General features: G+C 60.5%; 22 protein-coding genes, 2 tRNA genes, 1 pseudogene and 1 riboswitch. Of the genes and pseudogenes, 4 read left to right on the forward strand and 21 right to left on the reverse strand.

The genetic code is table 11. From position 1 onward, the window contains the following. Nucleotides 1–311: 311 nt before the first annotated feature. Nucleotides 312–1,313: pseudogene (locus tag B5D49_RS15165) on the forward strand (methyl-accepting chemotaxis protein); the annotation flags it as partial. Between the two features lie 490 nt (nucleotides 1,314–1,803). On the opposite strand, the gene B5D49_RS14860 reads toward B5D49_RS15165, so the two are convergent. The 21 genes from B5D49_RS14860 to B5D49_RS08615 form a co-directional block, all read right to left on the reverse strand. Next, nucleotides 1,804–1,965: a hypothetical protein gene (locus B5D49_RS14860; RefSeq protein ID WP_159447179.1), complete on the reverse strand. Its 162-nt coding sequence runs from the start codon at nucleotides 1,963–1,965 to the stop codon at nucleotides 1,804–1,806. A 181-nt stretch (nucleotides 1,966–2,146) separates the two neighbouring features. Continuing rightward, nucleotides 2,147–3,733 carry a chaperonin GroEL gene (gene groL, locus B5D49_RS08520; RefSeq protein ID WP_078717262.1) on the reverse strand — a complete coding sequence of 529 codons (1,587 nt, stop codon included), beginning with the start codon at nucleotides 3,731–3,733 and terminating at the stop codon, nucleotides 2,147–2,149. 21 nt (nucleotides 3,734–3,754) lie between these two features. Further along, nucleotides 3,755–4,027, reverse strand: coding sequence for a co-chaperone GroES (locus B5D49_RS08525; RefSeq protein ID WP_078717263.1), 273 nt, complete (start codon nucleotides 4,025–4,027; stop codon nucleotides 3,755–3,757). Between the two features lie 293 nt (nucleotides 4,028–4,320). Further along, nucleotides 4,321–5,133 carry a sulfotransferase domain-containing protein gene (locus tag B5D49_RS08530; protein ID WP_159447180.1) on the reverse strand — a complete coding sequence of 271 codons (813 nt, stop codon included), beginning with the start codon at nucleotides 5,131–5,133 and terminating at the stop codon, nucleotides 4,321–4,323. A gap of 165 nt (nucleotides 5,134–5,298) precedes the next feature. Continuing rightward, nucleotides 5,299–6,306: a Gfo/Idh/MocA family protein gene (locus tag B5D49_RS08535; protein ID WP_078717265.1), complete on the reverse strand. Its 1,008-nt coding sequence runs from the start codon at nucleotides 6,304–6,306 to the stop codon at nucleotides 5,299–5,301. 24 nt (nucleotides 6,307–6,330) lie between these two features. Beyond that, nucleotides 6,331–7,659 (reverse strand): aminotransferase class III-fold pyridoxal phosphate-dependent enzyme, encoded by a 1,329-nt coding sequence (locus B5D49_RS08540; RefSeq protein ID WP_159447181.1) that lies wholly within the window; start codon nucleotides 7,657–7,659, stop codon nucleotides 6,331–6,333. After that, nucleotides 7,652–8,338 carry an acylneuraminate cytidylyltransferase family protein gene (locus B5D49_RS08545; protein ID WP_078717267.1) on the reverse strand — a complete coding sequence of 229 codons (687 nt, stop codon included), beginning with the start codon at nucleotides 8,336–8,338 and terminating at the stop codon, nucleotides 7,652–7,654. Before B5D49_RS08545 ends, B5D49_RS08540 begins: the two co-directional genes overlap by 8 nt. Nucleotides 8,339–8,340: 2 nt before the next feature. Next, on the reverse strand, nucleotides 8,341–8,883 hold the full coding sequence (locus B5D49_RS08550) for a GNAT family N-acetyltransferase (RefSeq protein WP_078717268.1): 543 nt from the start codon (nucleotides 8,881–8,883) through the stop codon (nucleotides 8,341–8,343). Between the two features lie 9 nt (nucleotides 8,884–8,892). Next, a complete protein-coding gene (locus B5D49_RS08555; protein WP_078717269.1) occupies nucleotides 8,893–9,726 on the reverse strand; it encodes an N-acetylneuraminate synthase family protein in 834 nt (277 codons plus the stop codon). A gap of 22 nt (nucleotides 9,727–9,748) precedes the next feature. Continuing rightward, nucleotides 9,749–11,023 (reverse strand): hypothetical protein, encoded by a 1,275-nt coding sequence (locus B5D49_RS08560; RefSeq protein WP_078717270.1) that lies wholly within the window; start codon nucleotides 11,021–11,023, stop codon nucleotides 9,749–9,751. Continuing rightward, complete coding sequence (locus tag B5D49_RS08565) at nucleotides 11,020–11,616, reverse strand: D-sedoheptulose-7-phosphate isomerase (RefSeq protein WP_078717271.1); 597 nt, start codon at nucleotides 11,614–11,616, stop codon at nucleotides 11,020–11,022. The genes B5D49_RS08560 and B5D49_RS08565 overlap by 4 nt, the downstream gene beginning before the upstream one ends. A gap of 41 nt (nucleotides 11,617–11,657) precedes the next feature. Next, on the reverse strand, nucleotides 11,658–12,200 hold the full coding sequence (locus B5D49_RS08570) for a KdsC family phosphatase (protein WP_078717272.1): 543 nt from the start codon (nucleotides 12,198–12,200) through the stop codon (nucleotides 11,658–11,660). A 4-nt stretch (nucleotides 12,201–12,204) separates the two neighbouring features. Further along, entirely contained in the window at nucleotides 12,205–13,032 is an 828-nt protein-coding gene (locus tag B5D49_RS08575; protein ID WP_078717273.1) for an SDR family oxidoreductase, read from the reverse strand. Between the two features lie 135 nt (nucleotides 13,033–13,167). Beyond that, nucleotides 13,168–14,847: a glycosyltransferase gene (locus B5D49_RS08580; RefSeq protein ID WP_159447182.1), complete on the reverse strand. Its 1,680-nt coding sequence runs from the start codon at nucleotides 14,845–14,847 to the stop codon at nucleotides 13,168–13,170. A 73-nt stretch (nucleotides 14,848–14,920) separates the two neighbouring features. Beyond that, a complete protein-coding gene (locus tag B5D49_RS08585) occupies nucleotides 14,921–15,793 on the reverse strand; it encodes a sugar phosphate isomerase/epimerase family protein (protein WP_200806781.1) in 873 nt (290 codons plus the stop codon). Between the two features lie 12 nt (nucleotides 15,794–15,805). Further along, complete coding sequence (gene glmS / locus B5D49_RS08590) at nucleotides 15,806–17,632, reverse strand: glutamine--fructose-6-phosphate transaminase (isomerizing) (RefSeq protein WP_078717275.1); 1,827 nt, start codon at nucleotides 17,630–17,632, stop codon at nucleotides 15,806–15,808. A 262-nt stretch (nucleotides 17,633–17,894) separates the two neighbouring features. After that, nucleotides 17,895–18,698, reverse strand: coding sequence for a sulfide-dependent adenosine diphosphate thiazole synthase (locus B5D49_RS08595; protein WP_078717276.1), 804 nt, complete (start codon nucleotides 18,696–18,698; stop codon nucleotides 17,895–17,897). 141 nt (nucleotides 18,699–18,839) lie between these two features. Beyond that, nucleotides 18,840–18,940: riboswitch (TPP riboswitch) on the reverse strand. A 73-nt stretch (nucleotides 18,941–19,013) separates the two neighbouring features. Further along, a complete protein-coding gene (locus B5D49_RS08600) occupies nucleotides 19,014–20,315 on the reverse strand; it encodes a TRAP transporter large permease (RefSeq protein WP_078717277.1) in 1,302 nt (433 codons plus the stop codon). A 3-nt stretch (nucleotides 20,316–20,318) separates the two neighbouring features. Beyond that, nucleotides 20,319–20,828, reverse strand: a complete 510-nt coding sequence (locus B5D49_RS08605; RefSeq protein ID WP_078717278.1) for a TRAP transporter small permease — start codon at nucleotides 20,826–20,828, stop codon at nucleotides 20,319–20,321. A 105-nt stretch (nucleotides 20,829–20,933) separates the two neighbouring features. Beyond that, nucleotides 20,934–21,974: a TRAP transporter substrate-binding protein gene (locus B5D49_RS08610; protein ID WP_078717279.1), complete on the reverse strand. Its 1,041-nt coding sequence runs from the start codon at nucleotides 21,972–21,974 to the stop codon at nucleotides 20,934–20,936. A 57-nt stretch (nucleotides 21,975–22,031) separates the two neighbouring features. Next, a complete protein-coding gene (locus B5D49_RS08615) occupies nucleotides 22,032–23,675 on the reverse strand; it encodes an FG-GAP repeat domain-containing protein (protein WP_078717280.1) in 1,644 nt (547 codons plus the stop codon). 488 nt (nucleotides 23,676–24,163) lie between these two features. Here B5D49_RS08615 and B5D49_RS08625 point away from each other — a divergent pair, with 488 nt between their 5' ends. The 3 genes from B5D49_RS08625 (at nucleotide 24,164) to B5D49_RS08635 (ending at nucleotide 25,807) form a co-directional block, all read left to right on the forward strand. After that, nucleotides 24,164–25,417, forward strand: coding sequence for an RsmB/NOP family class I SAM-dependent RNA methyltransferase (locus B5D49_RS08625; RefSeq protein ID WP_078717295.1), 1,254 nt, complete (start codon nucleotides 24,164–24,166; stop codon nucleotides 25,415–25,417). 196 nt (nucleotides 25,418–25,613) lie between these two features. Next, nucleotides 25,614–25,689 (forward strand) — tRNA-Val (locus B5D49_RS08630). A gap of 40 nt (nucleotides 25,690–25,729) precedes the next feature. Next, nucleotides 25,730–25,807 (forward strand) — tRNA-Asp (locus B5D49_RS08635). Nucleotides 25,808–25,999 lie beyond the last annotated feature (192 nt).

The raw sequence follows: 25,999 nt of genomic DNA on the forward strand, positions 1-25,999 counted from the left end.
GGTTGAATCGCGGGGATTTTGACGGAGCCTGGGCCTATTATCAGCGTGTTACCGAACCCGCCGCACAAAAGACCCTGGAAGGGCTTCAGAGCGTGATCGCCTGGCAGGAGGAGCGCATCGCCGGTCTGGAGGGAGCCAAGCGTGTCTATGTGGACCAGACCATTCCGGCCCTGCGTCAGGTGCAGGATCTGCTCGACCAGACCGGAAGCGTTGTGGCCGAAAATATTATGACTGATCAGCAGATGCTGGACAGCGCCGATGCCACCAGGACCATGATTGCGGTGGTGGCGGGGGTGGCCATGGCCTTGGGGATTTTTTTGGCCTGGACCATTGCCCGCGGCATTGTGCTGCCGCTTCGCAAGGGCGTGCAGTTTGCCGAACAGGTGAGCCGGGGGGATCTTACGGTGGAGGTGGACGTGGACCAGCGTGATGAAATCGGCATTCTGGCCGGTTCGTTGCGTGGGATGGTCCATGAACTGCAACGTGTGGTCGGCGAGGTGAACATTGCCACTCAGAATGTGGCCTCGGGCAGTGAACAACTTTCCGCCACGGCGCAGACCCTTTCCGAAGGGGCCACCGAGTCGGCCGCTTCTGTGGAAGAGGTCTCCAGTTCCATGCAGCAAATGGGATCCAATATCCAGCAAAGCGCGGACAATGCCGAGCAGACCGAGGCCATTTCCACGGCCGCGGCGCAAAAGGCCGCCAAAACCGGCGAGGCCGTGGCCGAAGCTGTGGAAGCCATGAAAGATATTGCCGAACGCATCACCATCGTGGAGGAGATTGCACGGCAAACCAACCTCCTGGCCTTGAACGCGGCCATTGAAGCGGCCCGCGCCGGGGAACACGGTAAAGGATTTGCCGTGGTTGCCGCAGAGGTGCGCAAGCTGGCCGAGCGGAGCGGAACCGCTGCCGGTGAGATCAGCGAGCTGTCCAGCAATTCCACCAAGGTGGCGGAACATGCCGGGGAAATGCTGCGTGAACTGGTGCCGGAAATCCGCCGGACCGCGGATCTGGTGCAGGAGATCAGCGCGGCCGGAAAAGAACAGAGCACGGGCATCGAGCAGATTACCCGGGCCGTAACCCAGATGGAGCAGGTGGTGCAGCAAAACGCGTCCGCTTCCGAGCAGATGGCTTCCACGTCCGAGGAGCTGTCGAGCCAGGCCGAAGAGCTGCAACAAAGCATGGAGTATTTCAAGGTTGATGCGGCTTCCGGGAAACGAAGCACGCCGGCGCTCAAGGCCCGGTCCGTTCCTGCCGGGCAGCTGGAACCCGGGTCGGCGGACAGGAGCGAGAAGGATTTTGAAAGATTTTAAAGCGATTCGAGAGAGGGAACGCCTTTCGATCGATGTTTGGCGGCAGGCAGGGCACAATGGCCTGCCGCCGATACCTGATCGAAACGGTCCGCGGTTAATCGGGGCACGAGCAGCAGCGGGCCGATAGAAAAAAGCGACCGGACTTCGGCCCGGTCGCTTCCTTTTTCAGACTGGTGCAAAGAGAATTTGCGCCGCTGCTTCAATGCCTTCCAGCGTTCACGTACAGAGCTACGCTCCGATCCGGAGGGAAGGACCGCCCGACGGCTCTCTGCTTTTGCACCGCCTGCAATGCCGATCCCTGCGGGATCAGCCCTTGTTCTCGTCCTGTCACAAGGGCGGACAACTGGGCCATTGCCCTGGAAAATTGGGCGGATCGCGCCGGACATGCACGGCATGCCCATGAAAAAACGCAATCCATGGTTGCGGTGACGAAGCGAATGTTCCGATTGCTGGGCCAAACGGCCGTTGCTCGGGCATTCAGTGCCCGAAGCTACTTCGAAATTTCGCGGATTTCCGCGTACCCGGGAGCCAGGGAACGGATATGGCGTTGCCGTTCCAGCTCCAGGTGCCGATGGTCCGTGGACACCCGCAAGGGAGTCTCCTGGTCCTTGGCCACTACCACCAGCTGATAGACGGTTTTTTTAGTGCTCATGGTGCCTCCTTGTTGGTCCGGGCAACAACCCGGCAGTGCGCGGAAACATAGTCGCCACGGACCGGATGGTCAAGACGTGTGCGTCGTGTTCTGCTCCGGCGGGGCGGAAACAAAAAACGGGCCGAACCGGACGAATTGCCCAGGGTCCGGCCCGTGTACAGGGTACGATTCGAGCAGGGGACTAGTCTTCCTCGTCCACCTTTTCGGCAATGGAGCATTCCGTGGTCAGCATCAGGCCGGAGACGGAAGCCGCGTTTTGCAGGGCGATGCGCACCACCTTTTTGGGGTCGATGACGCCCGAGGCGAGCAGGTCTTCATACTGGCCCACTGCGGCGTTAAAGCCGAATCCGTCCTTGCCGTCGCGTACTTTCGCCACCACCAGGGAGCCTTCAAAGCCCGCGTTGGAGGCGATCTGGCGCAGCGGCTCCTCAATAGCCCGACGGATGATGTCCACGCCGGCCAATTCGTCGTCGTCGGCCGGGGTCAGGTTGTCCAGGGCCGCGGCAGCGCGGACCAGGGCGCACCCGCCACCGGGCAGAATGCCTTCCTCAGCCGCGGCGCGGGTGGCGTGCAGGGCGTCTTCCACGCGGTCGCGCTTTTCTTTCATGGCCACTTCCGTGGCTGCGCCGACTTGGATGACGGCCACACCGCCCATGAGTTTGGCCAGGCGCTCGTGCAGCTTTTCCTGGTCGTAGCTGGAGGTGGACTCGCGGATTTCCGCCTCGATGGTGTCGCAGCGGTGCTTGATGGCCTCGGCGTCGCCCAGGCCGTCCACGATGGTGGTGTTGTCCTTGCTGACCGTGATCTTTTTGGCGCTGCCGAGGTGGTTGATGGTCAGGGATTCCAGGCTGATGGCCAGGTCGTCCGTGGCCACCTCGCCGCCCGTGAGCACGGCGATGTCCTGGAGCATGGCCTTGCGGCGGTCGCCAAAGGCCGGCGCCTTGATGGCGCAGATTTTCAGGCCGCCGCGCAGCTTGTTGACCACCATGGTGGCCAGGGCTTCGCCCGCGATGTCCTCGGCGATGATCAGCAGGGGACGCTGGGTTTTGACGACCTGCTCCAGCACGGGCAGGATTTCACGCAGATTGGAGATTTTTTTGTCCGTGAGCAGGACGTAGGGTTCCTCCATCTCGCAGACCATCTTTTCCTGGTCCGTAACGAAATGGGGGGAAACGTAGCCCCGGTCCAGCTGCATGCCTTCCACCACGTCCAGGGTGGTTTCCATGGACTTGGCTTCCTCAATGGTGATCACGCCCTCATGGCCGATCTTGTCCATGGCCTGGGCCAGGATGTCCCCCACGGAGGTGTCGCCGTTGGCGGAGATGGTGCCGATCTGGGCCAGTTCCGCCACGCTGTTGATGGGCTTGGCCATGCTGTCCAGCTGTTCGATCACCGCGTTTACGGCTTTGTCGATGCCGCGCTTCACGGCCAGGGGGTTGCGTCCGGCGGCAATGAGCTTGAGACCCTGGGAGAAGACGGCCTGGGCCAGCACCGTGGCGGTGGTGGTACCGTCGCCGGCGATGTCGTTTGTCTTGGAGGCCACTTCCTTGACCATCTGGGCGCCCATGTTCTCGAACTTGTCGCTGAGGTCGATTTCTTTGGCCACGGTCACGCCGTCCTTGGTGATGGACGGGGTCCAGCCTTTTTCCAGCAGGACGTTGCGGCCCTTGGGACCGAGGGTGACCTTGACGGCGTCGGCCAGGGTATCCACGCCCCGTTTCAGGCCGTTGCGGGCAATCTCTTGAAAATTGATGCTTTTAGCGCTCATGGTGTGATGATCCTTGTGAACTTATTCAACGATGGCGATGACGTCGTCCTGGCGCATGATGACCAGTTCCAGGCCGTCCACCTTGAACTCGGTTCCGGCGTATTTGGCAAAGAGCACGGTGTCGCCCTTTTTCAGATTCATGGCGGCTTCGCCTTTGCCCGGGCCCACGGCCAGGACAGTGCCGCGCTGGGGGCGTTCCTTGGCGGAATCGGGGATGATGATGCCGGAAGCGGTGCGCTCCTCGGATTCCTCGCGCTGAATCAGAACATTGTCGTGCAGGGGCTTCAGGTTCATGACGGTCTCTCTCCTTGAAGTTCGCGGAATGTATGGAACGGCGGGGCGGTTTGAGCCGCACTCCCGGCCGGGCATGTACGCAGGTTGGGAGAATAAGCAGCCCGGCCCGCAAGTCAAGGGGGCCGGGACAAACTTTCGCGCAAACTGAATCGTGGATTGGAAACACGCTTTATACGAGTTGGACTGGTCCTTGATGGCGGGATAGCTCAAAAAACAGCACCGGAGGAATTCCTTTAGCCGATTCTAATACAAGACCTCATGCTGCCTTATGGGGATAACGGTAGCAGAACCTATTAATAGTAAGCATATCCCCAGTCGTCGATATAGGCTTTGAAGCGGATATTGATGTCGTCAAGAATGACTTGCGGCAATACTTCCTTATATCCCCCATATCCTCCTTTTCGTACATGGCCTTTGGGATATGTGCCCACGGTTCCGGCGTTCTTTTTGACGTTCTGTAGAGTATTTTTCTCAATGGCGTCTTGAACGGCCTGTTCTGAGTATTCTATTTTCCACCATTTTAGAACACGGGTTATTTCACCGAAGGTGTCGTCGTGAAGGTCTTCATATCTGACGATGGGAATGCCTGTGCGGACAAGAGTTTTGGGGTATTCTATCCAGTCTCCCCAACGCCTGTGTTGGGAATAAATCGGTAAAAACCACTGAAAGTAAAACTGCTCCATGGTTCTGAGCAAGGGTGCTCTGGAGTCCTTTGCTGCCGGCCCTTTGGGAAGCCAGTGCCAAAGTGAGACCACCATGTCCCGGATGTCGCGAATGATGCAGGCCGACCTAAGAATATTTGTATTGTATCGGTGCTTATCCCGGAATTTCGAATGCGTGAACTGCACCTGTGTTTTGAACTCCAGGCCAAGGGACTCGACAATAAGATTGTTGAACCAATAATTTCCAGTTTTAGGGAGTCCAAAGAGCAAAATGTGTTTTCCGTCACGCATGGAATCAACGGTGATAGGGGCTACGCATGTGGCGTAATTATCGCTTAGGCCAACGAAGGCGGGACTCTTTTGGACTCGGAAGAGCGAGCGGCCCAGAGTGGTGTCGCGAATGTGGTAAAGAGGGTTTTGGGAACGAATGGTAAATAGCGCCATCTTGTTGGTTCTCCATGCCATGTGTTGTTCAGGAAAGCTGGGAGCCGGGAATAGCAAAGTCTTGGACCACCGAACCGGAGCTGCCAGTAATCAGCCGGACTCCGTAAGCGGACGGGTTATGAAAGAATGGATCGTTTGGTTCGCATGGTTGTCTCGTGCGTCAGGTTAGGCCAGGGCGTCGCGGATTTGCAGAGCCAACCGGTGTCCGCCGGCCACGTCCGGAAGATTGGTCAGGGGTGTCTCTCCCCGCTCCAGGCAATGAAGGAAGTGTTCCAGCTCATCCAGAAACATTTGGTTTCGTTCAAAGGAGGAAAAGTCTTCCACGGTTTCGGTCCCGTCCGTGCCGCGCAGGGTGATGCAGCTGGTCATGCCCTGCCATTCGATGGTGCCGTTCTCGGCGTAGAGCGTGATCCGGCGGGTGGGAGGACGCTGCACAAAGGACATTTGCAGCGTCACCGGGAAGGGGCGTCCGTCCACGCCAAATTCCAGCAGAGCGCAGGCCGTGTCCTCCACGTCCAGTTCCAGGCTGGAAAGGGTTCCCCCGCTGGCGTGGACCGAGTGCGGCTCTCCAAGCATGGCCGAGATCAAGTCCAGCTCATGGATTTCCGAAAGCACGGCCCCGCCGCCCAGATCCTTACGACCGGCGTAGAACTCGTTGTACTTTTCATAGGAGTGCCAGGCAGGCATGTAGGAATTGAGCTGCACGTGCATGGTGTGGGGCCGTCCCGCGGCACGCTCCCGGACCAGTTCCAGGAATCGGCGCACCCCGGGATGAAAGCGGAACATATAGCCCACCATGACCGGAGTGGCGGGCCGGGAGGCCAGACGCACCAAGTCGTCCAGCCCCTCATGGTCCGCGGAGACCGGCTTTTCCAGGAAAACCGGAACCCCGCCCCGGGCCAGGGCCGTGGCCTGCTCCATGTGCGCGCTGGTGGGGGAGGCCACCACCGCGAGGTCCGGCTTCCAGGCCAGGGCTTCATCCAGATCGGCCAGACGCTGGATGCCGTATTTTTCCATGATGTCCACGGAATAATCGGGTTGCAGGTCATAGCCGATTTCAAAGGCGCGGTCGCCGTGCCGCACCGCGGCAAGACGCACGTCCGGCCTGAGTTGGAGCAGGTTGCGAAGATGGCGTTGTCCCACGCCGCCGAGTCCGAGGAAAAGCGCTTTCATGGAAAATCCGTGTTTCAAGCCGGGCTATTTCTTTTCCCGGGTGTAGGAGTTGAAGTCCGCTACCTTGCGGAATACGGGCCGGACCGGGATGCCGTCGATCTGCGAGCGCAGATCCAGCCCTTTGTCCACCACATCCTTGAATTTTTTCAGGGCGGTTTCATAGGCATTGAGGGTAAAGGCGATGTCCTTGTCCCCGTGCGACCAGGAAATGGCGTGGTACGCTGCCCAGAGAACGCCCTCGCGCAGCAACTCCTGCTGGAGGAAGGATTTCATCTCCAGATCGTCGTACCGGCCTTGCCCGTTGAAGCTGATGATGGTCCGGCAGGGATAGCCCAGGCACTGGAAGAAATCGTCCAGGCCCAGATCCTTTACCAGGGTGTTGAAGCCTGTTTGCAGCACCTCGCCCACGCGCCAGAGGTGGGCGGGGACGTTGTTTTCCTTGATCTTGGGGATGGCGGCGCTTGCCGCGGCCAAGCCAATGCAGTCTCCGCCGTAGGTAAAGGAGAAGAACGTTTTTTCCAGGGCAAAGAGATATTCTTTTTTTCCGCAGATGGCGGAAAGCGGCACGGCGTTGGAAATGGCCTTGGCCAGGGAGGTCAGGTCCGGGGTCACGCCGGTCAGTTCCTGGGCGCCGCCCACGGCAAAACGGTAGCCTGTGATGATTTCGTCGAACATGAGCAGCGCGCCGTAGTGGTGCGCCATTTTTTTCACTTCATGGAGGAAATTGTCCTTGGGTTCAAGGATGGTCAGCGCCTCCATGATCACGATGGCCACTTCGTCCGGGTGCGCCTTGAAAATTTGTTCCAGGCTGTCCAGGTCGTTGTAGTTGAAGGAGTGGGCGAGCTGCTTGTTGAATTCCGGAATGCCGCTGTTCAGGTCCGTGTTGGCGATGTACCAGTCGTGCCAGCCGTGGTAGCCGCAATAGGCGATGTGGTCGCGGCCCGTGACGGCCCGGGCAATGCGCACGCCCACGCTGGTGGCGTCCGCGCCGTTTTTGCCGAAGCGGGCGGCCTCGGCGCAAGGCACGGTGTCGATGATCTTTTCGGTCACGTCCACTTCCAGCTCGTTCATGAGGCTGAAGGTGGTGCCTCGTCCGAGCTGATCAATGATGGCGTTGTTCACGTCCTCATCACAATAGCCCAGCACGATGGGATGGCAGCCCATGATGTAGTCGAGGTATTTGTTCTCGTCCACGTCCCAGACGTAGGCTCCTTTGCCTCGGTGCAGATATTTGGGGGCAAAGCCTTCCACAAACTGGGTCACGCCTTTGGAAAAGGTCTGGCTTCCCGCTGGAATGATGTCCTTGGCGCGGGCGTAGATTTCATTGGATCGTTGAATGTTCGGTTTAGTCATCATGATCTCCCGTAGGGTATCCGGCGGCCTTCCAACGCTCGTAATCTTCGGGTTCGTCGATCTCTATGAGTCGGTCGCGGGTGGTTTCGTCAAGAAAGTATGGATGGGTGTCGGCGTTGATCATCTCGCTGTTGAGCGTGGGCAGTGCGCCCGCCCGGAAGCTGTACACGTAATGATAGTGTACCCAGGCGTCGGGAAGGTCTTGCCGACGAAAGCAGTCGTTTTCGATGTATTGTACCATTTTGCCGGAGTCGGGATCCCGGCGCCAGCAGTTGTAGGGATGGCTTCGGGCCGGGACAAAGGTGCAGAGGCTGTCGCACCGACCGCTTTCCACAATGCCCCGGGCATGCTCGAAGTGGCGCCGGCTTTTGTACAGCACGGGCAGGTAGAACAGCCAAAGGTAGTCGTCCGGGTGAATGTCCATGCCCGCGATCACGCTTTCGAACACGGCGTGGATGGGTACGGCGGATCCGGCCAAAGCCTGGGGCCGCTGGTGCACCTCGTGGCCGCGTTCCCTGGCGTATTCCTCCACCACGGGGTCGTCCGTGGACACGATGACGCGGTCGAACCATTCCACGGTGTCGAGGAAATCCGCGGTGAAGCAGAAGAACTTGCGGTTTTTGAATTTAAATCCCTTGCTGCCCATACGGGCCGGGATCACGGCGATGTGACGCGGCATGCTTACCTCTCTGCCGGGTTGAACAGGCTCATGATGCGCAGGTCATGCAGGCGGCCGTTCAGCAGTTTGTGGGCGCGCAGAACGCCTTCGGTCTGAAAGCCGTTTTTTTCGTAGATGCGCACGGCGGCTTTATTTTCTTCGACCACGTCCAGAAAGAGCTTGCGGAATCCGAGAGTACGAAAACAGATGTCCGCGGCCAGAGCCACGGTTTCGGTTCCCACGCCCCGGCCGTGGTAGTCCGCGTTGCCGATCATCATGGAATATTGGCACACGCGGGATTCATGGTCCATGGGTCCGAGGCGCACGTTACCGATGTGCTCGTCCGTTGCGCGGTCCAGGATGGCCAGAAACACGTTGTCCGGGCTTTCCACAAGGCCGCGCACATAGGCAAGCACGTCATCCAGGGTCGTGTCCTTGTTGGGCTTGAGCAGGTACCGGTTGACCCTTTCGTCATGCAGCCACGACAGGTATTGTTCATTCACCAGCGCGTAGTCGAACGACCTGAGGGTCAACCGTTCCGAACATGCCTCCAGGGGAGTGTCCATGGGGCGAACTCAGCCGTTGACCGGTGCCAGCTTTTTGCGGATGGCCTGTTCTTTTTCCCCGATCTGTTTTTCCGGGCTGCCCAGTGCCTTCTCCACGGTGCGGATCATGCGGCAGAGGCGGTTGAATCCGCCCATCTCCACGGAGGCAGCCTGGTCGGAACCGTACATGGCGCGGTCCAGGGTGATGTGGCGTTCGATGGAGCTGGCACCGAGGGCTGCAGCGGCCACGCTCACGGTGAGTCCCACTTCGTGGCCGGAGTAGCCCACGTTGCAGCCGAAACGTTCGCGCAGGGTTTCCATGACGCGCAGGTTGGCGTCCTCATCGGCCATGGGGTAGGTGGAAACGCAGTGCATCAGCTCAAAGGGGCAGTCCGCCTTGCGGAAGATTTCCACGGCCTTGGCGATTTCGTCCATGGTGTGCATGCCCGTGGAAATGAAGGTGTGCCGCCCTTTGGCCGCGATTTTTTCCAGCAGCGGGGTATTGGTGAGCATGGCAGAGGCCACTTTGTCGTGCTTGAGATCAAAGCCGTGCAAAAAATCCTGGGCATCGAGATCCCAGGCCGAGGCAAACCATTCAATGCCTTTTTCGCGGCAATAGGCGTCGATCTGCCGATACTCCTCAAGACCGAACTCCAGGCCTTCCTTTTGTTCGCGCTGGGTGGTTCCCCAGGGGCTTTCCCTTGGGGAGTCAAGAAATTCTTTCGTGTAGACGTTGTCAATGGTGCGTTTCTGGAATTTCACCGCATCGGCACCCGCTTCCGCCGCACCGTCGATGAGTTTTTTCGTAATGTCCAGATCCCCGTTGTGGTTGATGCCGATCTCGCCGATTATGAAGATGCTCATGACTGCTCCCCGGATGCAAGGTTTATGATGTTTCGGTCAGTTCCTGAAGGTATCGCGCGTAGGAATCCACCACATCGTGCGGCGGTTCGTTCGCATATACGTAGTAATCAATCAGTGTTTGCAGACGTCCCCCGTCATACAGTGTTTCATTCCCGTGTTCAACAGCCGTATCCAGCCGGGCCGTGAACTCTTGAAACGAGTGGGGATTATCGTGAAATCCGAACGGTTTGAAAACCATTTTCAGCCGTGTGGCGTATTCCAGAAGCAACACGGGCTTGGAGCGCGCATACGCATCCATCAGTACGCTGGAGCAGCAGCCCACCACCAGATCGGCCCCGGAGATCAGGGCGTGGGTGTGGATGGAGTCTTCCACGGTCCGGCTCCGGTAGGGCCGCAGGAGTTTGCCCTGCCGGTGGGAAAGTCCCCGGGCGTTGCCCTTGATGCGCAGGATGATTCCGGGATGCTCCGCCAGATGGCGTAAGGCCCGGAATTGTTCGTCAATGTCCAAAAATTCCCAGTGCCGCCCGGCCATGTCGATGCCGCCCTTTTCCAGGATCATGAGCACATGCAGTTTTTGGGAGTCCTTCTGTTGTGCGGCGGGATACAGGCTTGAGAGCTGCTTCAGCCAGAGCGGATCAAAGCGAGCCGACCCCATTGCCCGGACCGTGGCCTCGGGGTGGCGCAGGCGTTGGCTGTCGCACTGCTGTGGGGTGCAGACCAGAATATGATCAAAGGTCGGTTCCGGGACCGGATCTGAATTGCCGCTGGTGAGAGCGTCGAATTCCGGGTCTGTGAACCCGGTGTGCAGTTGAAAGCCGTGGGGCAGGGCCACGTTGGAGCCGCCGCGTTCGTGGATGGCTTTTCGCAGTGTGCGGATTTCCGGGCTGTTGCAATGGTCGCTCACCAGCAGGGAGCCGTGTGGGGCGCTGCGTACCGCCTCCAGCACGTAGTCCATGTTGTTGCCGGATCGTACGAGCTTGCGATGGAGGAGCTTGCGGGCCTTGCGCCGCACCAGACGGGAGGGGGCTTTGGTGGAGAGCGTGAACACGGCTTGACGCAACGCTCCGCGCAGATGCGGCGTTTCCAGCCGGACCCCCTGTCGGGCCAGGAAGTCCAGGCGCGGATCAATGCCCGGCTCAATGGACGGGTCCGGGTAGAGCACCATGTAGCGGATTCGTTCGGGCGCTGTACCGCGTCGCAACAGCCCCCAGATCACCGGCACAATATGGTCGATGTCGTTGAAATGTCGGGCGAGAAAAAGGAAATGGGGCTGATCCGGGCGGCCCAGTTCGCTCATATTTCGAACTCCGGATCGCAGCGCAGATGCTCCACGATCTCGCAGAGAATGTGTCCGGCCAGGATGTGGGATTCCTGAATGCGCGGCGTGCAGGGGGAAGGTACCTTCAGGCAGTCGCACAGCTCGTGCATGCGGCAGGGCTTGGAGCCGGTCATGCCGAAGCAGGTGATGTCCAGATCCCGCGCCGCTTCGATGCAGGCCACGATGTTGGGGGAGTTGCCGCTGGTGGAAATGCCGATGAACACGTCGCCGGGGCGGCCCAGCGCTTTGATTTCACGGAGGAACACATCCTCGTATCCATAGTCGTTGCCGATGGCGGTGAGGATGGAATTGTTGCCGCCCAGGGCCACGGAGGAAAGGGGTTCGCGTTCCATGGTAAAGCGGGACACAAACTCCCCGGCCAGATGGAAGGCGTCGGCAAAACTGCCGCCGTTGCCGGCAAAGAGCACCTTGCCGCCGTTTTCCAGGCTCTGGGCCACGGCCAGGCTGATGTCCCGAAGGGTCTCAATGTGCGGGCTTTGCAGGAGCTGCTGCTTGACCTCGATGCTTTCGCGGATGCGGGTGCCGATGAGGGCGTCGAGTTTGCTGGACATGGCGTGTTCCTTGATCTGCTGGGGTGAAAGGGAAAGCGTTGCTAGGAATCGGCAAAGCGGTCCGTGAGCAGGTCCGCGAGTTCGCGCACCACGCCGGCGCCGCCCCGGGCATGGGTGACCAGACCGGCCAGGAGTTTGACGCGGGGATGCGCGTCCCGGGGGGCCACACCAAATCCCGAGGCGTGCATGGCCTCGGCATCGTTGAGGTCGTTGCCCACGAAATAGGTAAACCGAGCCGGAATGCCTTGTTCATGAAGGTATTCGCCCAGGGCCGCGAGTTTGTCGCTGGAGCCGCCGATGGCGGGGATGCCGATTTTTTCGGCCCTGGCCAGGACCACGGGATTGGTTTCCGTGCTGAGGATGATCTGCTGGATGTCCAACTTGCGGATCATGTTGATGCCCATGCCGTCGCCCCGGTTGCAGGACACCGATTCCATGCCGTCCTGCCGGACCATGACCCGGTTGTCCGTCATGACGCCGTCAAAATCGTAGATGATCAAACGGGGTTTCCAGCGGGGCAGCCGACCGGCAAGGGCCGGGAGTTTCCAGAGGCCGAGGGCGCATTCTCGCAGACGTTGCAGCATAGGCTCACCAGGTGGTGCGTCCGCCGTCCACGGACAGATTGGCTCCGGTCATGTAGGAAGAGGCCTCGGAGATCAGGAAAAGCACCGCGCCTTTGTATTCGTCCACTCCGGCCATGCGGCCCATGGGGATCAGATTGGTGAGGCGCTCCACAAAGTCGTCGGGCTGATTGGTGCGTACGCCGCCCGGGGAGAGCGCGTTGACCCGCACGCCCTGGTCCGCCCAGTAGGTGGCCATGTACTTGGTCAGTCCCACAAGCCCGTGTTTGACCACGGAGTAGGTCACGGGTTTGACGGGTTGTTCGGCATCCGCAAGCCCGTCCTGGCGGTAGATGCGTTGGTCCGGGGCGATGACGCCCAGGTCCGAGGCGATGTTCAGGATCACCCCTCCGCCGTGGGCGGCCATGTGCGCTCCCACGGCCTGGGAGCAGAGAAACGCGCCGGTGAGTCCCACGGCAATGTCGTTATCCCACATGGTGCGGTCGAAATTTTCAAAGCGGCTCCAGCTGAATCCTTGTTCTTTGGACACCTTGGGGTCGTTGGCCGCGTTGTTGATGAGCGCGTCCACCCGTCCGAAGCGGTTCAGCACCTTGGCCAAGGCCGTGGCGATGGATTCGGGATTCGTGATGTCCACCTGCATTCCGGCGCAGCGGTCTGGAAAGGCGGCGCCCGCATCCCGGGCGCGTCGGTCCGCGTCCGGCACGATGTCCCAGAGGACGGCCGTGCCCCCGGATTCCATGACGGCTTCGGCGTGTTTGCGTCCCAGAAGACCGCATCCACCCGTGATGATGACTACTTTGTTGTCCAATGCGAATCGTTCCAATACGGTGCTCATGACGGTTCCAGCGTTATTGAGGTTCGACTTGAGTGCTATCCCGCGCCGGTAAGCGGTGTCAATATGGCCGCGCAGTTGCCTGCTCCAAAATAAAAGGCCCGGATCGCGTCGTTTTTGCGAATGCCGGGCCGTGGATTACCGAGAGTGTTCTTTCATCCAATGCGGGGTTTTCTTCGTGGCCAGCCCAAGGCTCACGGCCGCATACTTGAAGAGGAATTTCGGTTTGAGGGCGTTGCGGTAGAAGGCATTGGATGAGATTTGCTTCACGGCCTGGAGGTGGCGACGGTAGCCCTGGGCGTCCCCGTCGTACTTGAGCAGGGCGTAGGCGTCGATGCAGGAAATATCGAGATGCGCGCCCAGCCAGGCCTTGGCCTTGTCGCGCGGCAATCCCCGGCCGCGGGCCGCGTCATAGGGGCTGACGTAGCAGAGCAGGTTGGCTATGCGGTCTTCGGCGTTTTGGTAGATGGAGGCGTTTTCATCGTGCATTCGCCAGGTGGACACCACGTCCGGGAAGACCGCGATGCGGCCGGCCAGGAGCATGCGGTAGGTGCATTCCAAGTCCGTGTTCACGATGTCGTAGGAATAAAAGCCCAGCTCCATGGCTGTGCGGCGGTGATACACGGCCGTGACGTGGGGCGCGCTGAAGGAGCAGTCGTGCAGCGCCCAGAAGGCGTCCGCTCCTTCCATGATTTCCGGAAACCCTTCGTTCTGGTCGCCGACTTTGGCTGTGCCGTCCGCGTAGAGGGTGCGTTTTTTCGCGCAGGCCATGACCACGCCGGAGTCGGAGCAAATGCGCTCCATGGCCCGGGCAATCCATGTCGGATCATGAATGAAATCGTCGCCGTCGAGGTTGAGCACCCATTCGCCCCGGGCGCGGTCAAACAGCCCTTTGCGGTAGTTGCCCACTCTGCCCAGGTTGTGATCGTTGCGGTATATCCGGACCTTGGGGTTGTCCCCGTATTGGCGGAGCACCTCGGGGGTCTCGTCCGAGGAGGCGTCGTCGCAGACCACCACCTCAAGATTGCCGTAGGTTTGGGCCAGGGCGCTGTCCACGGCCTGTGCAATGTACCGGGCCTGGTTGTAGGTGGGGATGAGGATGGAGACCAGAGGGTTTGCTTCGGCGTCCGGGCCGGGTTCGCCCTGGGCTTCGCGTTCAGCGAGAGCGGCCGGGGAATGGGCGAGGTACTCTTCCAGGTCGGCGGGCTGGATCACGTTGAAGCTTGTGGCCCGGTGCTCGGAATAGTCTTCAAAGCCCATATCCATGATGGATTGGTCCAGGGGAATGTCCACGGGAAAGGCGTTGGGATCATTGCGCCAGAGCAGGCCGAGTCCCCAATCGCAGTCCACCACGGCATGGGCGATCTGAGGGTAATCCCGCTGCACCTGGTGAATGGCCTTCCAGACATCTCCATTCCAGGCACCCTCGTGATACTCTCGGGTGGCGTTTTTCGGGGTCTCGGGCAGGCAGTCGTGCATCATGATGAACCCGTTGGGGGTCAGGCAGTTGAATGCGTTGGAAATGTCTTTGATGACCTGCTCGTAGAGGTGCAGTCCGTCAATGAAGATCACATCGAACTGTTCCTGGTTTGCAGCAAAAAAATCGTCACTGGTGCGGGCGTGGATGGTCATATGCCGCAGATGCGGCTTGAGGTGGCGGTGCAGCTCCGCGGTCCGGGGGACAGGGTCCACTCCCACCTTGCGGGGCGCATGCACCCGGCTGAGGTTGTCGCCGCGTCGAATGCCGATCTCCAGATACCGGCCTTGGCTGAAAAAGGCGAGAAGGCGTTGGGCGAGTTCGGTCCTGGTCTGAATCATCATGGTCTCCGGAGTGGAAATGTGTTGAGTGCCGGTTTGTGGTCGGCGTCTGCTGTGGTGTTGCGATCCCGGTTCAGCGGCGGGTGCTGTTTTTGATCCAATCCCGGGTCATGTCCCGGTAGCGGGCCAGGACTCCGGCGTGGTCGTTGTCCTGGGCGCGGGCCGTCTGCAGGATGTACGCGCCGTCGTAGCCCGCGGCCTCCAGCGCGTTCACGGTCCCGGCCAGATCCGCGTCGCCGGTTCCCAGTGGAACCGTGGTGCCGCCCCGGATGCGGTCTTTGATGTGTACGTTGCGGATGCGGTCGCCGTACAGGGCCAGTTCTTGGGCATGGTCGAAGCCCAGGGCCGCGCTGTTGCCCGTGTCGTGGTTGACGCCAAAGCAGTCGCGGTCCAGCCGGTCCAGAAAGCGCCGGTATTCCGGCGGCTGGAAATCGGATTCGAAAATCACCCACAATCCGTGTTGCTTGAGTTGCGGTGCGGTTTGCTCCAGAACGTCCACCAGAGCGTCTTCCTGGGCGGGGGATTCCAGGGCGCCGCCGTCCACCAGGGGCATGACCACCATGGAGACTCCGAGGTCGCGGCAGGCCTCCAGCACCGCATGAAAATCCTCCACCAACCGGTCCTTGAGTGTGCCGCCCGCCTTGTAAAACGGTGCCTGCATGAACAGGTCGCCCGTGAGACTGGGGATGGACAGGCCGTGCTCCCGGCAGAGTCCGCGTATTTCCCGGCGGCCCTGCGCGGTCATGAAGGGATTTTCCGTCAAGCGGTCATGGTCCAGGGTCCATTCCATCAGCCCGAGGTGCAGGCGTTGGGCCACGGGAAATTCATCCTGCCAGTGATCCCAGGGGAATGCCTGGATTTTTCCGTCCACCAGATCGCAGAGGCGGCCCTGCATGTAGCCGATGCGGTTCAACGGATCGGCCGCGCTTGTATTCGGGTTTGTCATGGGAATCTCCGTTTATTCCACGGTCACGCTTTTGGCCAGGTTGCGGGGTTGGTCCACGTCCTTGCCCAGGTAGTCGGCCACCTCGTAGGCAAAGAGCTGCAAGGCGGGCAAGGCCAGGAAGGTGGACAGCGGACCCGTGGCCCGTGGCACGTCCCAGCGGTGCGGCACGTCCAGGTCAAGCCCCACGTTGGTCAGGGCCACGATTTGCCCGCTGCGGGCCTGGACCTCGACCAGGTTGGATTTGACCTTGGGAAAGAGTTCGTCGTCCGGGGCAATGGCAAAGGTGGGGAATTTGGGGTCGATGAGCGCGATGGGACCGTGTTTCATCTCGCCTGCGGCATATCCTTCCGCATGGATGTAGGAAATTTCCTTGAGCTTGAGCGCGCCCTCCAGAGCCAGGGGGTAGTGCAGACCACGCCCCAGGTAGAGAAAGCTGTTCACGTCCGAGAACGTGCGCGCCAGTTCGTGGGCCTTGTCCCGCAGGGCGGGCAGGGTGGATTCCAGCAGGTCCGGCAAATTGCGTAGCCCATGGACCACGTCCCGATGGATTTTTTCATCCAGGTTGCCGTTGCCGTGGCCCCAGTAGAGCGCCAGGAGCAGCAGGGCCGTGAGCTGTGAGCACATGGCCTTGGTGGACGCCACGCTGATTTCCGGGCCGGCCTGGGTATAGAGCACGGCGTCGGACTCCCGCGCCACGGACGAGCCGACCACGTTGCAGAGGCCGAGTACCTTCAGTCCCTGGGAGCGGGCCAGTTTGATGCCTGCCAGGGTGTCCGCGGTTTCACCGGATTGGGAAATGGCGATGACCAGGGTGTCCGGATCCAGGATGGGATTGCGGTAGCGGAATTCCGAGGCGATTTCCACCTGCACCGGGATGCGCGCCCACTGTTCCAGGAGATACATGCCCCACAGTCCCGCATGGTAGGATGTACCGCAGGCCACCACGTGGATGCGTTTGGGCGTTCCAGGCAGGTCGTCCAGCTCGGGCAGCCGCACCTCGTCCAGGTCCGTACCCAGCCGTCCGCAGAGGCAGTCCTGAATGACCTTGGGCTGTTCAAAAATTTCCTTGATCATGAAATGCTTGTGACCGCCCTTTTGCGCGGCCTGCACGTCCCAGGTGATGGTGTCCACCATTTTTTCCACGGGCCGGAGATCCTCCACGCGGAAAACCTCCCAGGAGGAGGCATCCATGCGGACCAGCTCGCCGTCTTCCAGAAAGACCACGTCCCTGGTGTAGGGCAGGAAGGCGGGAATGTCCGAAGCCAGGAAATTTTCGCCGGTTCCCGCGCCCAGCACCAACGGGCTGGCCACGCGTGCGGCATGCACCACGCCGGGATTTTCCGCGTCAAAGACCGCAATGGCGTAAGCGCCCTCCACACGGCCCAAGGCCCGGGACATGGCCTGGAGCATGTCGCCGTCCTCGGCCAGGCAGTGCGAAATCAGGTTCAGGAGCACTTCCGTGTCCGTGTCGGACTGGAAGGTCACGCCTTTGGCCTGAAGCTCCTGCTTGATTTCCTGATAGTTCTCAATGATGCCGTTGTGGATCATGGCCAGACGGCCCGTGTGGTCCACATGCGGATGCGCGTTGGCCTCGTTGGGTTCGCCATGGGTGGCCCAGCGCGTATGGCCGATGCCCGAGGTGGCGTTGAGCACGTTTTCCCGGGCCAGGGTTTTTTCCAGTTCGCACAGTTTGCCCTTGGCCTTGATCACGCGCAGGCCGTCCGTGTGCAGGAAGCCGACCCCGGCGGAGTCGTATCCACGATATTCAAGGCGACGAAGTCCCTCCACGAGGACGGGGACCGCCGGACGATGGCCGCAATAGCCGATGATTCCGCACATGGTTCACTCCGCTTGCGTCGTTTTCATTTTGGTTCAAAGGCGCAGGTGCTTTCGTTTCATAGAGGCACGAGCCGCACAAATCAAGAGGGGCGGGATGTGTCCGGGTCGGCAGAACCAGCAGGCAGAGCCGGATTTCCCGGCAAGGCCGCGTGATTTCGGTGGCCGCGGAATGAAAAAAAGCGTCCCGCGGACGAAAATCCACAGGACGCTTGTTCGAAGTGGGGCAAAGACGGAGTACGATCCGTGATTTGCCGGACGGCTGCTATTCGCCGCGCAGCTCCTTGGCGATAAGCTCGGCCACCCTCAGGCCGGAAAGCAGCATGCCGCCGAAGATCGGACCCATGCGGTAGGAGCCGAAGGTGGCGTTGGCGGCCATGCCCGTGACCCACATGCCCGGGAACACTTCGCGGGTGTTCTCCACAGTGGTGGACTCGGCGCGTTCCGCCCACATGGATTGTTCCCCCTCGATCTTGCCGGAGGGCGTGTTCAGGCGCACGTCGTTTTTGCGGACCACGGTCTTGAGCACTTCGGTATCGTGGCCGGTGGCCTCGATCACGCAGCGTGTGCCGAGCACCACAGGGTCGATGTGCAGGCCCGCCATTTCCACGGGCGAGGAGTTGATGACCAGGCCGGTGACGCGTTTGCCGTCCGCTTCCTCACGGATGCACACGTCTTCCACGCTGGTGCAGTTGAAGACCTTGGTCCCGGCAAGGCAGGCGCGGGAGGCCAGGGTGGTGGTGCAGGCCACGGCATCGGCGGTGTAGTATCCGTCGCGGTAGTGGCTGACAGCAATGCCCGCCTCTTCCAGGATGTGGCGGCTTTCTTCCTGCACCACAGCCATGTTCCAGGTCATGCCGCCGCCCCACATGCCGCCGCCCAGGGAGAGCTTGCGCTCGAACAGGGCCACGTTGAAGCCTTCGGAAGCCAGCTTCCAGGCAGCGGTGAGTCCGGAGGGACCGCCGCCCACAATGGCCACGTCAAGGTTCAGGCAGGATTTGAATTTTTCGAAAAAGCGGTCGGCAATGGCCTCGGTGATGATGCGTTCGTCCAGGGGTTGGTTGGTCATGATGTGCGTCCTCCTTAAGCAATAGTAAGGTTAACCCCGCAAAAACGGGGCAAGACGCCGGTGGGTGACGCGGGGGCGCGACCGTTCGCGGCCTCACGCGTTCACAGGGGAGAGAATGGATGAAAAGAAACCCGAAGCGGTTTCTTCAGGAATCCGATTTCCCTTCGCCAGTGTGAACTGGAGCAGGTTCGATGGGTTTGCTCTCAGCCCCGCAGATGAGCGGGACACCCCAACCGGACAGTGGGCGTTTATCAAGGCTTGACCGTTGTGGCAAGCCCTTTTGTTCGTGAATAAAACAACAGTGAAAAAAGAAGGTTACATCATGCTCGGCAGCCAGAGCGCCAGTTGCGGCAGGGCCATGAGCAGGGCCACCACCAGGGCATAGCAGGCCAGAAAGTAGCTGACACCGGCAAACACGTGGCGCATGGGGATATTTCCGGCCATGGACGCGACAATGAAGGTGTTCACGCCCACGGGTGGGGTGATGGCTCCCATGGTGGTGACCACGGTGATGAGCACGCCGAACCAGATCATGTCGTACCCCATGGCCTGGACCACGGGCTGGAAGATGGGAATCGTCACCAGCAGCAGGGCCAGGGCATCCATAACCATGCCGCCCACCGCGTAGATCAGGCAGATGAGCAGGATCACGGTCCAGGACGGTACGGCCAGGGAAGCGACCATGGACGCCATTTCCGAGGGCAGTCGGGCAATGGTCAGAAATTTGGCGAAAATCACCGCGCCCATCATGATCACCAGAATCATGCAGGAGATGCGGATGGTGTCGGACAGGGCCAGGATCAGCTTTTTCCAGGTCATTTTCCCCGTGACCGTGGCCAGTAGCAGAGCCAGGGCCGAACCAGCCGCGCCCACTTCAGTGGGGGAGAAGAAGCCCGCGAACAATCCGCCCATGACCAGCCCGAACAGCAGCAGCATTTCAAGGGAACCGGGCAGGGAGCGGATTTTTTCGCCCAGGGTGGTGCGCGGTCCGGCCGGACCCCAGTCCGCGTGACGCAGGCAGAGCATCCGCACGGTGCCGAGAAAGAGCAGGATCAGCAGCAGCCCCGGAAGCATGCCGCCCCAAAAAAGTTTGCCGATGCTCTCGCCCACCTGCAGCCCGTAGATGATCAACACCACGGACGGCGGAATGACCACGCCCAGGGTGGAGCCTGCGGCCACCGCCCCGGTGGAGAGCACCGGACTGTAGCCGTATTTTTTCATTTCCGGCAGGGCCACGGAACTCATGGTGGCGGCCGTGGCCGTGTTGGATCCGCAGATGGCCGCGAATCCGCCGCAGGCCAGGACCGTGGCCATGGCCATGCCGCCGCGGATCTGGCCCATCCACACATAGGCGGTTTTGTAGAGCCGTTCGTTCACGCCGGAGTAAAAGCAGATTTGCCCCATGAAGATGAACAGGGGAATGACGGTCAGTCCGTAGCTGGAGAACGTGTCCCAGACCACGGTGCCGAGCATGGCCCGGGCCGCATTGGTGTTGAGGATCAGGGCATAGCCGCCCAGACCGAGAATGCCCATGGCAAACCCCACGGGAATGCGGAATAAAAAGATGACGGCAAGGAGCAGGCCAACGCCTGCCAGACCAATGCTGGTGGGATCCATGGCTCAGTGCTCCTCGGTGCGGGCGTGGCCCGGCAGGGTGTTGAGAAAATCCACGAACAGGACAAAGGCCATGGCCATGCAGCCCAGGGACGCGGCGAACACGAACGGATGATAGGCCAGCCGGAGTGTGGAGGAAAGTTCTCCCGAGCGGATCAGATCCATGCCCCAACGGGCGGTTTCGATTCCGGCCAGGGCGAAGAACGCGCAGGAGACCAGAAATTGCAGTGCGTCCGCGCCGCGGCGGATCGGGCGGGGCAGCTTGGGCGTGAGCAGGCCAACGAAGATATGGCTGCGGCGGCGTTGGGCCAGACCCAGGGAAAAGGCCGTGAGCATGGCGCCGAAAAAGCCGACCAGTTCCACAGTGCCGGGCAGGGGTTCATGAACAGCACGCAAGATCATGTTGGCGCAGGCCAGGAGCATGGTGGCAATAAGAAAAATGCCCGCGAGAATGGCCAATGCTTTGGCCAGTGTCTCGGCAAGGGCGTCCAATCGGGTTGAGAATGTCGTCGGCATGGTGCGCGTCCTGACACAGCCCGCGCCCCCCGATGCAAAAGGGACGCGGACTGGGTTTGAAGGAATGCGGGCCTTGATCCGCCCGCGTCGGAATCGTGTCTATCGCTACTGTTCGAACTGCTGCTTCCAGGCGCGCACGTCCTGAAGAATGTCCTCGGCGGGCAGTCCGGCTTTGGAAGCGGCCTGCGTCCAGTCCGTGAACATGTCGGCGGCCTGGGCGGACGCTGTGGCGCGGTCTTCCTCGGACAGGGCAAAGACCTGGAGACCGTGTTCGGCCCTGGCCCATTCCATGGCCTCGGCCGTGTGCGCGTCCCAGTATTGTCCGGTCCAGTCGGCCTGATCCGGGGCCAGCTCATCCAGCATTTGCTGTGTGGCGGGCGGGAGCGCGTCCCAGCGGTCCTTGTTCATAACCACAGCAAAAAGGTACACAGGACCGTCCACAATGGTGGCACTGGGGCAGAATTCCGCAAATTTCATGTCCTGCAGCACTTCCAAAGAGGTGAAGATGCCCTGGACCATGTTTTTTTGCAGGGCGTCCGGCACTTCGGGCATGGGCATGCTCACGGAGACCGCACCCATGGCGTCCAGGAACCGGCTGGAGGAGCCGCTGCCGCGCATTTCCTTGCCTTGCAGATCAGCAAGGCCGCGAATCGGCTCGCGGGACATGATGTTGCTGGGCGGGGTGGCGAACATGGTCAGCACCTTTACATCCTGCAACTCTTCGGGGCGGTATTTGTCGAATAGCGCCCAGAGCGTGCGCGAGGAGGACCGGCTGGACTCGAAACCAAGGGGAAGCTCCACGGCGGAGCAGGCCGGGAACACGCCCGGCAGGTAGGACATGCCCACACAGCCAATGTCGGCCTGGCCTTCCACCACGCCGCGAAGCATGTTTTTGGCCTTGAGCAGTGTGCCCCCGGGAAAGGTTTCCACAAGGACTTGACCGTTGGATCGTTTTTCAACTTCGGTTTTCCAGCGTTCCATCTGGACGCAGGGGACGGTAAAGGCGGGCGGGAAATTGGCGTAGGTCAGTCGGATGGGTTCGGATTGGTTGGCGGCGTCGGAGTCGGCGGACGAATTGTCGGCGTCGGAGCAGCCTCCCAGCACGAGCAAGGCCAGGAAGGCGGCGAGGCACAAAAAGCGTTTCATGGTTCCCCCTCTGGAAAAAAAGGCCCGGCAAAAGGCCGGGCCTGTGGTTACGGTTGGTTATTGCAGATTGAGATCGTAGGCGAAGAGCACGGTCTTGCGGTATTCGAGCTGCACGGCGCCGGGGTAGGTGTTTACCAGCACGAGCAGATCGTCCTGACCGTTGTTGTCGTAGTCGGCGATGTCGTAATCCACCACCGTACCCTTGATGCGCCGGGTCTTCCAGGAGAGGTTCATACCGGTGCCGTCCCAGAACAGACCGTGGATTTCACCCTGGGTGAAGGTGCGGAAGCGTTTGAATATCTGAGCGGCAACCGAGATATCCTTGTTCATGAGCAGCTCATATTTGTCCGTGCCGGTCATCATGTTTGTGACCACGGTCCGCAACGGTACGTAATAGTATTGCTGCTCCATGGCGTCGCGGTGCGTTCCCATGCCCGGGACCACTTCGTTGGGCAGTTCCAGGGGAATGGCGGAGCTGTTGTAGGTTTCCTGGGAAACGTACTCGGGCTTGAGGTCTGCGGAAAACACCCCGATATGCCCGGTTTTGTCCAAGCGGACGATCTTGTAGCTGCCGCCCTCGGGCAGGAAGGAGATGTTGTAGACGTTGCTGAATTCGGGCAGCGGAACCCGTTTGCTCTTGATCACATCGCCGCCGGAGACCAGCACCTCGTACACGTCGTCGGACTGCAACAGACGATGGCGGCCTTTGCGCTGACCAAGCAGCACAGGCGTGAAGTTCGGAGGCATGCGGACCACGTTCAGGAACATGCGCACGTCCTCCACCACGGGGCTGAATCCGGAGCCGTTGGGCGAAAAGCGGAAGATATGCGAGAGCGGCAGATCGTCCCGGAAAGAGGAAACCACCAGTTCGCTGGCGCCGTCGCGGTCCATGTCGATGGCACATACGCCGATCATCTCGGCCTTGCGGGAGAATTTCTGTTCCGCAAGGTGCTTGAGCTTGCCGTCTTCGATTCGATAGGCGTGCAGGGTATATTCTTCAAGAATAAAGACTTCGTTTTTGCCGTCGCCTGTGGCGTCGCAAATGGCCATGGAGCGGGAGGCAAAGCGCAGTCCCCGGCTCTGCCAGCGGCCTGTGTTGCGGGTGCCACCCTCGTAGCGGAATTGCGGGTTCACGGATGCAGCCGTGAAACCCTGCTGTGTGGACTGGGCGTCCAGGAAGGCGGGGTTGGCGGCTGCGGCGCTCTGGCCGGGCGTTTCCACGTCTTCCTGTCCGGCATTGAACAGGGTTTGCGTCATTTCGTCGGCCATGCGGTCCAGTTCCATGGTCACTTCGTCCATGGGGACTTCCGAACTTTTATGAATGGGATCAGCGGTCAGCCCTTGGAGCGTCACGTCCAGCACCACGCCGCTCTCGCCCACGGAAACATTGCCCCAAACCAGATAATCCGTGTTGGTTCCGGCCAGCAGGCTGCGGGCGTCGGATGCCGTGGCCGGTGCGGTCTGCCCCAGGGTGGCTGCGACCGAATCCGAGGCCGGTTCCAGGGTTCCCGGCAGGGTCAGCTTGCGTTCAAAGCGGGAGCTGGCTCCCTTGCCATAGTGCTGATACTGGGGCGGTCCCATGTAGGTGAAGGGGAAGACCATAAAGGTTTTCATCTGGGCCATGGCCGGTGCGGGCAGCAGTACAAGGGCCAGGAGCAGCCCGGTCAGGGCTTGGAGCGCGGAAACATATCGGACTCGCATTCTTTTCCTCCGGTAGGGGCGCGCCGTGCGCGCGTTCGTCACGTCCTGTTTCGTTACGTACGGCCTCCGCGTGGGGTCGGGGAGGACTGCGCCTCTATTAACAGGATGCGGAGCGGGTTGCAAAGAGCTTCTCAGCCTGGTTCCAGGCGGCGGCCTGCGTCGTTGTTGGGGAATGGGCATATTGGCGAGCGCGGAAAATGCGGTTCAACATGGAGTTTCACTTGTTTTCCGCAATGCGTCCTCCTTGCAGCATCTCTGATTTATTGGCGCTTTTGTGCATGTTGCGTTGTTTCGTCGCAACGGGCAGCCCCTCCCGGGCCAAAGGCTGGGTTGATCAATGGGGCGAAACCCTTTATCGGCAGGAACAGGTCGCTCCCCTGTACTGCGGGGAGGCCGGCCGGGGCAATGTTTCCCGGCAGGATTGCACGATACCGGAGCACCATGGGGGTGTTGCCGGATGGTATAGAGAATAGGGGCGTATGCGCGGGATGGTTCGTCGAAATTTTCGGATTACGGTTTCCCGGGACCATGTCCAGATCGTGGAGGCATTGCTGCTGGCGGAAGGTTTTCGGTTTGAATCCGAACCGTTTGCCTGGTTTGCGCGTGTGCTCACGCAGGAGCCGAAACCATTGGGTACCAGTGCTGCGGCCCGGCTCGGGCTGATTTATATTCAGGATCGATCCTCTATGCTGCCCACTTTGGCCCTGGAGCCACCCCCCGGAGCCTGCGTGTTGGACATGTGCGCGGCGCCGGGCAGCAAAACCGGCCTGCTGGCACGTATGGTCGGTTCGCAAGGCACGGTTTTAGCCTGTGAACCCTCGGGCGGGCGCATCAATTCCCTGCGCGCCAATTTGCGTCGGGCCGGTGCCGTGAACACGGCCTCCTTGCACATCAGCTCGGAGAAACTGGCATTGGCCGGGCCGGGAATGTCACATATTCTGCTGGATCCGCCGTGCAGCGGATGGGGAACCGAGGATAAAAATCCACAGGCCCGGGCGTTGTGGAGCGGAGAAAAAGTCAAGCCGTTGATCCGTCTGCAACGGGCCTTGTTGGAACGGGCCACCCAGCTGCTGCGTCCCGGAGGGCGGCTGGTCTATTCCACCTGCACCACCAATGAAGACGAAAACGAAGCCCAGGTGCTCTTCGCGCTGGAGCATTTTGGGTTGCGCGTGTCTCCGCTTGCAGCTCCCGCAGGGTTTGTGCTGGACGCCCCGCGTCTGGATTGCCCGCAAGGTGTGCTGCGAGTGGCCGAGGATTCGGAAGGCGAAGGGTTTTTTGTGGCGGCTCTGGAGCGGCCTGGAAGCGACGATCTGGACTGCGGGACCGAACCGGCCGCCCTGCCGGACGGGGCGCGCCGTGTGCGCGTGGAACGATTGCACTGCGATGCGCCCGTGGCCTGGGGACAGCTTCCTTGCGGCGAATTGGTGGAATACGCCGGGCTGTTGGTGCTGTTGCCCGACCCGGCTTTACAGCGCATCCGGTCCGGTACGCGCTGGCAAGGAGCCACAGTAGGCCGGTTGAAGAAGCAGGTGTTTCGACCGGATCCTTTTTGTCGGCTGCTGTTGCCGGAATCGGTGGCGGACGGCTTGCACGTTTCAGACCCCGCGGATATATTGGCCTTGCTGTCCGGGCAAAGCCTGACCGTTTCCCGGGGTAAGGGACCGGTGCCGCTGTATCTCAATGGGCTTGGTCTTGGCTGGGCCGCCCGCAAAGGGAGCCGGGTTTTATGGACCGAGTTGTAGTCGATGAAAAATCGAATTTTTATAATTTGTTATGAGAAATAATAAAAATTTTGCAAAAAGGGTTTGACAAACTGCTGGTCTCTGTGAAATACGTTCCTTCCGCCGCACGGGAAAAGACGCTGCCAAGGCAGTGACGAGTCAGGCAAAATAATGCTTGACAAGTGCAGACGGGACGGCTAAAAGCCGGTCTTCCCACGGGCGGGTAGCTCAGTTGGGAGAGCATCGGCCTTACAAGCCGAGGGTCACAGGTTCGAGCCCTGTTCCGCCCACCATCTTTGATATGCAGGGGTAACGCCCCTTCATAATATACGCGGAGCCGTAGTTCAGTTTGGTTAGAACGCCGGCCTGTCACGCCGGAGGCCGCGAGTTCGAGTCTCGTCGGCTCCGCCACTAAAGAACAAGGATCTTAATCGTTTAGGTTAAGATCCTTTTTCTTTTTCCTGCTCCGAAAAACACCGGACACATCCATCGGACACATTTTAATTTTGGGTCTACACCAAAAACGGGGGCAGTCACGAAAGCGAACTGTTCCGGGTCTACACCAAAAACAGGGGCAGTCACGAAAGCGAACTGTTCCGAGCA

The organism is Paucidesulfovibrio gracilis DSM 16080, from assembly GCF_900167125.1.
GTDB lineage: Bacteria > Desulfobacterota > Desulfovibrionia > Desulfovibrionales > Desulfovibrionaceae > Paucidesulfovibrio > Paucidesulfovibrio gracilis.

What these genes read in the sequence shown, in the direction of transcription:
- B5D49_RS08560 (WP_078717270.1), bottom strand. Translation starts at nt 11,023, where the DNA reads ATGAGCGAACTGGGCCGCCCGGATCAGCCCCATTTCCTTTTTCTCGCC.
- B5D49_RS08605 (WP_078717278.1), bottom strand. Translation starts at nt 20,828, where the DNA reads ATGCCGACGACATTCTCAACCCGATTGGACGCCCTTGCCGAGACACTG.
- B5D49_RS08550 (WP_078717268.1), bottom strand. Translation starts at nt 8,883, where the DNA reads ATGGACACTCCCCTGGAGGCATGTTCGGAACGGTTGACCCTCAGGTCG.
- B5D49_RS08545 (WP_078717267.1), bottom strand. Translation starts at nt 8,338, where the DNA reads ATGCCGCGTCACATCGCCGTGATCCCGGCCCGTATGGGCAGCAAGGGA.
- B5D49_RS08610 (WP_078717279.1), bottom strand. Translation starts at nt 21,974, where the DNA reads ATGAAACGCTTTTTGTGCCTCGCCGCCTTCCTGGCCTTGCTCGTGCTG.
- B5D49_RS08600 (WP_078717277.1), bottom strand. Translation starts at nt 20,315, where the DNA reads ATGGATCCCACCAGCATTGGTCTGGCAGGCGTTGGCCTGCTCCTTGCC.
- B5D49_RS08575 (WP_078717273.1), bottom strand. Translation starts at nt 13,032, where the DNA reads ATGAGCACCGTATTGGAACGATTCGCATTGGACAACAAAGTAGTCATC.
- B5D49_RS08570 (WP_078717272.1), bottom strand. Translation starts at nt 12,200, where the DNA reads ATGCTGCAACGTCTGCGAGAATGCGCCCTCGGCCTCTGGAAACTCCCG.
- B5D49_RS14860 (WP_159447179.1), bottom strand. Translation starts at nt 1,965, where the DNA reads ATGAGCACTAAAAAAACCGTCTATCAGCTGGTGGTAGTGGCCAAGGAC.
- glmS (WP_078717275.1), bottom strand. Translation starts at nt 17,632, where the DNA reads ATGTGCGGAATCATCGGCTATTGCGGCCATCGTCCGGCGGTCCCCGTC.
- groL (WP_078717262.1), bottom strand. Translation starts at nt 3,733, where the DNA reads ATGAGCGCTAAAAGCATCAATTTTCAAGAGATTGCCCGCAACGGCCTG.
- B5D49_RS08565 (WP_078717271.1), bottom strand. Translation starts at nt 11,616, where the DNA reads ATGTCCAGCAAACTCGACGCCCTCATCGGCACCCGCATCCGCGAAAGC.
- B5D49_RS08530 (WP_159447180.1), bottom strand. Translation starts at nt 5,133, where the DNA reads ATGGCGCTATTTACCATTCGTTCCCAAAACCCTCTTTACCACATTCGC.
- B5D49_RS08615 (WP_078717280.1), bottom strand. Translation starts at nt 23,675, where the DNA reads ATGCGAGTCCGATATGTTTCCGCGCTCCAAGCCCTGACCGGGCTGCTC.
- B5D49_RS08555 (WP_078717269.1), bottom strand. Translation starts at nt 9,726, where the DNA reads ATGAGCATCTTCATAATCGGCGAGATCGGCATCAACCACAACGGGGAT.
- B5D49_RS08535 (WP_078717265.1), bottom strand. Translation starts at nt 6,306, where the DNA reads ATGAAAGCGCTTTTCCTCGGACTCGGCGGCGTGGGACAACGCCATCTT.
- B5D49_RS08595 (WP_078717276.1), bottom strand. Translation starts at nt 18,698, where the DNA reads ATGACCAACCAACCCCTGGACGAACGCATCATCACCGAGGCCATTGCC.
- B5D49_RS08540 (WP_159447181.1), bottom strand. Translation starts at nt 7,659, where the DNA reads ATGACTAAACCGAACATTCAACGATCCAATGAAATCTACGCCCGCGCC.
- B5D49_RS08585 (WP_200806781.1), bottom strand. Translation starts at nt 15,793, where the DNA reads ATGACAAACCCGAATACAAGCGCGGCCGATCCGTTGAACCGCATCGGC.
- B5D49_RS08580 (WP_159447182.1), bottom strand. Translation starts at nt 14,847, where the DNA reads ATGATTCAGACCAGGACCGAACTCGCCCAACGCCTTCTCGCCTTTTTC.
- B5D49_RS08525 (WP_078717263.1), bottom strand. Translation starts at nt 4,027, where the DNA reads ATGAACCTGAAGCCCCTGCACGACAATGTTCTGATTCAGCGCGAGGAA.
- B5D49_RS08625 (WP_078717295.1), top strand. Translation starts at nt 24,164, where the DNA reads ATGGTTCGTCGAAATTTTCGGATTACGGTTTCCCGGGACCATGTCCAG.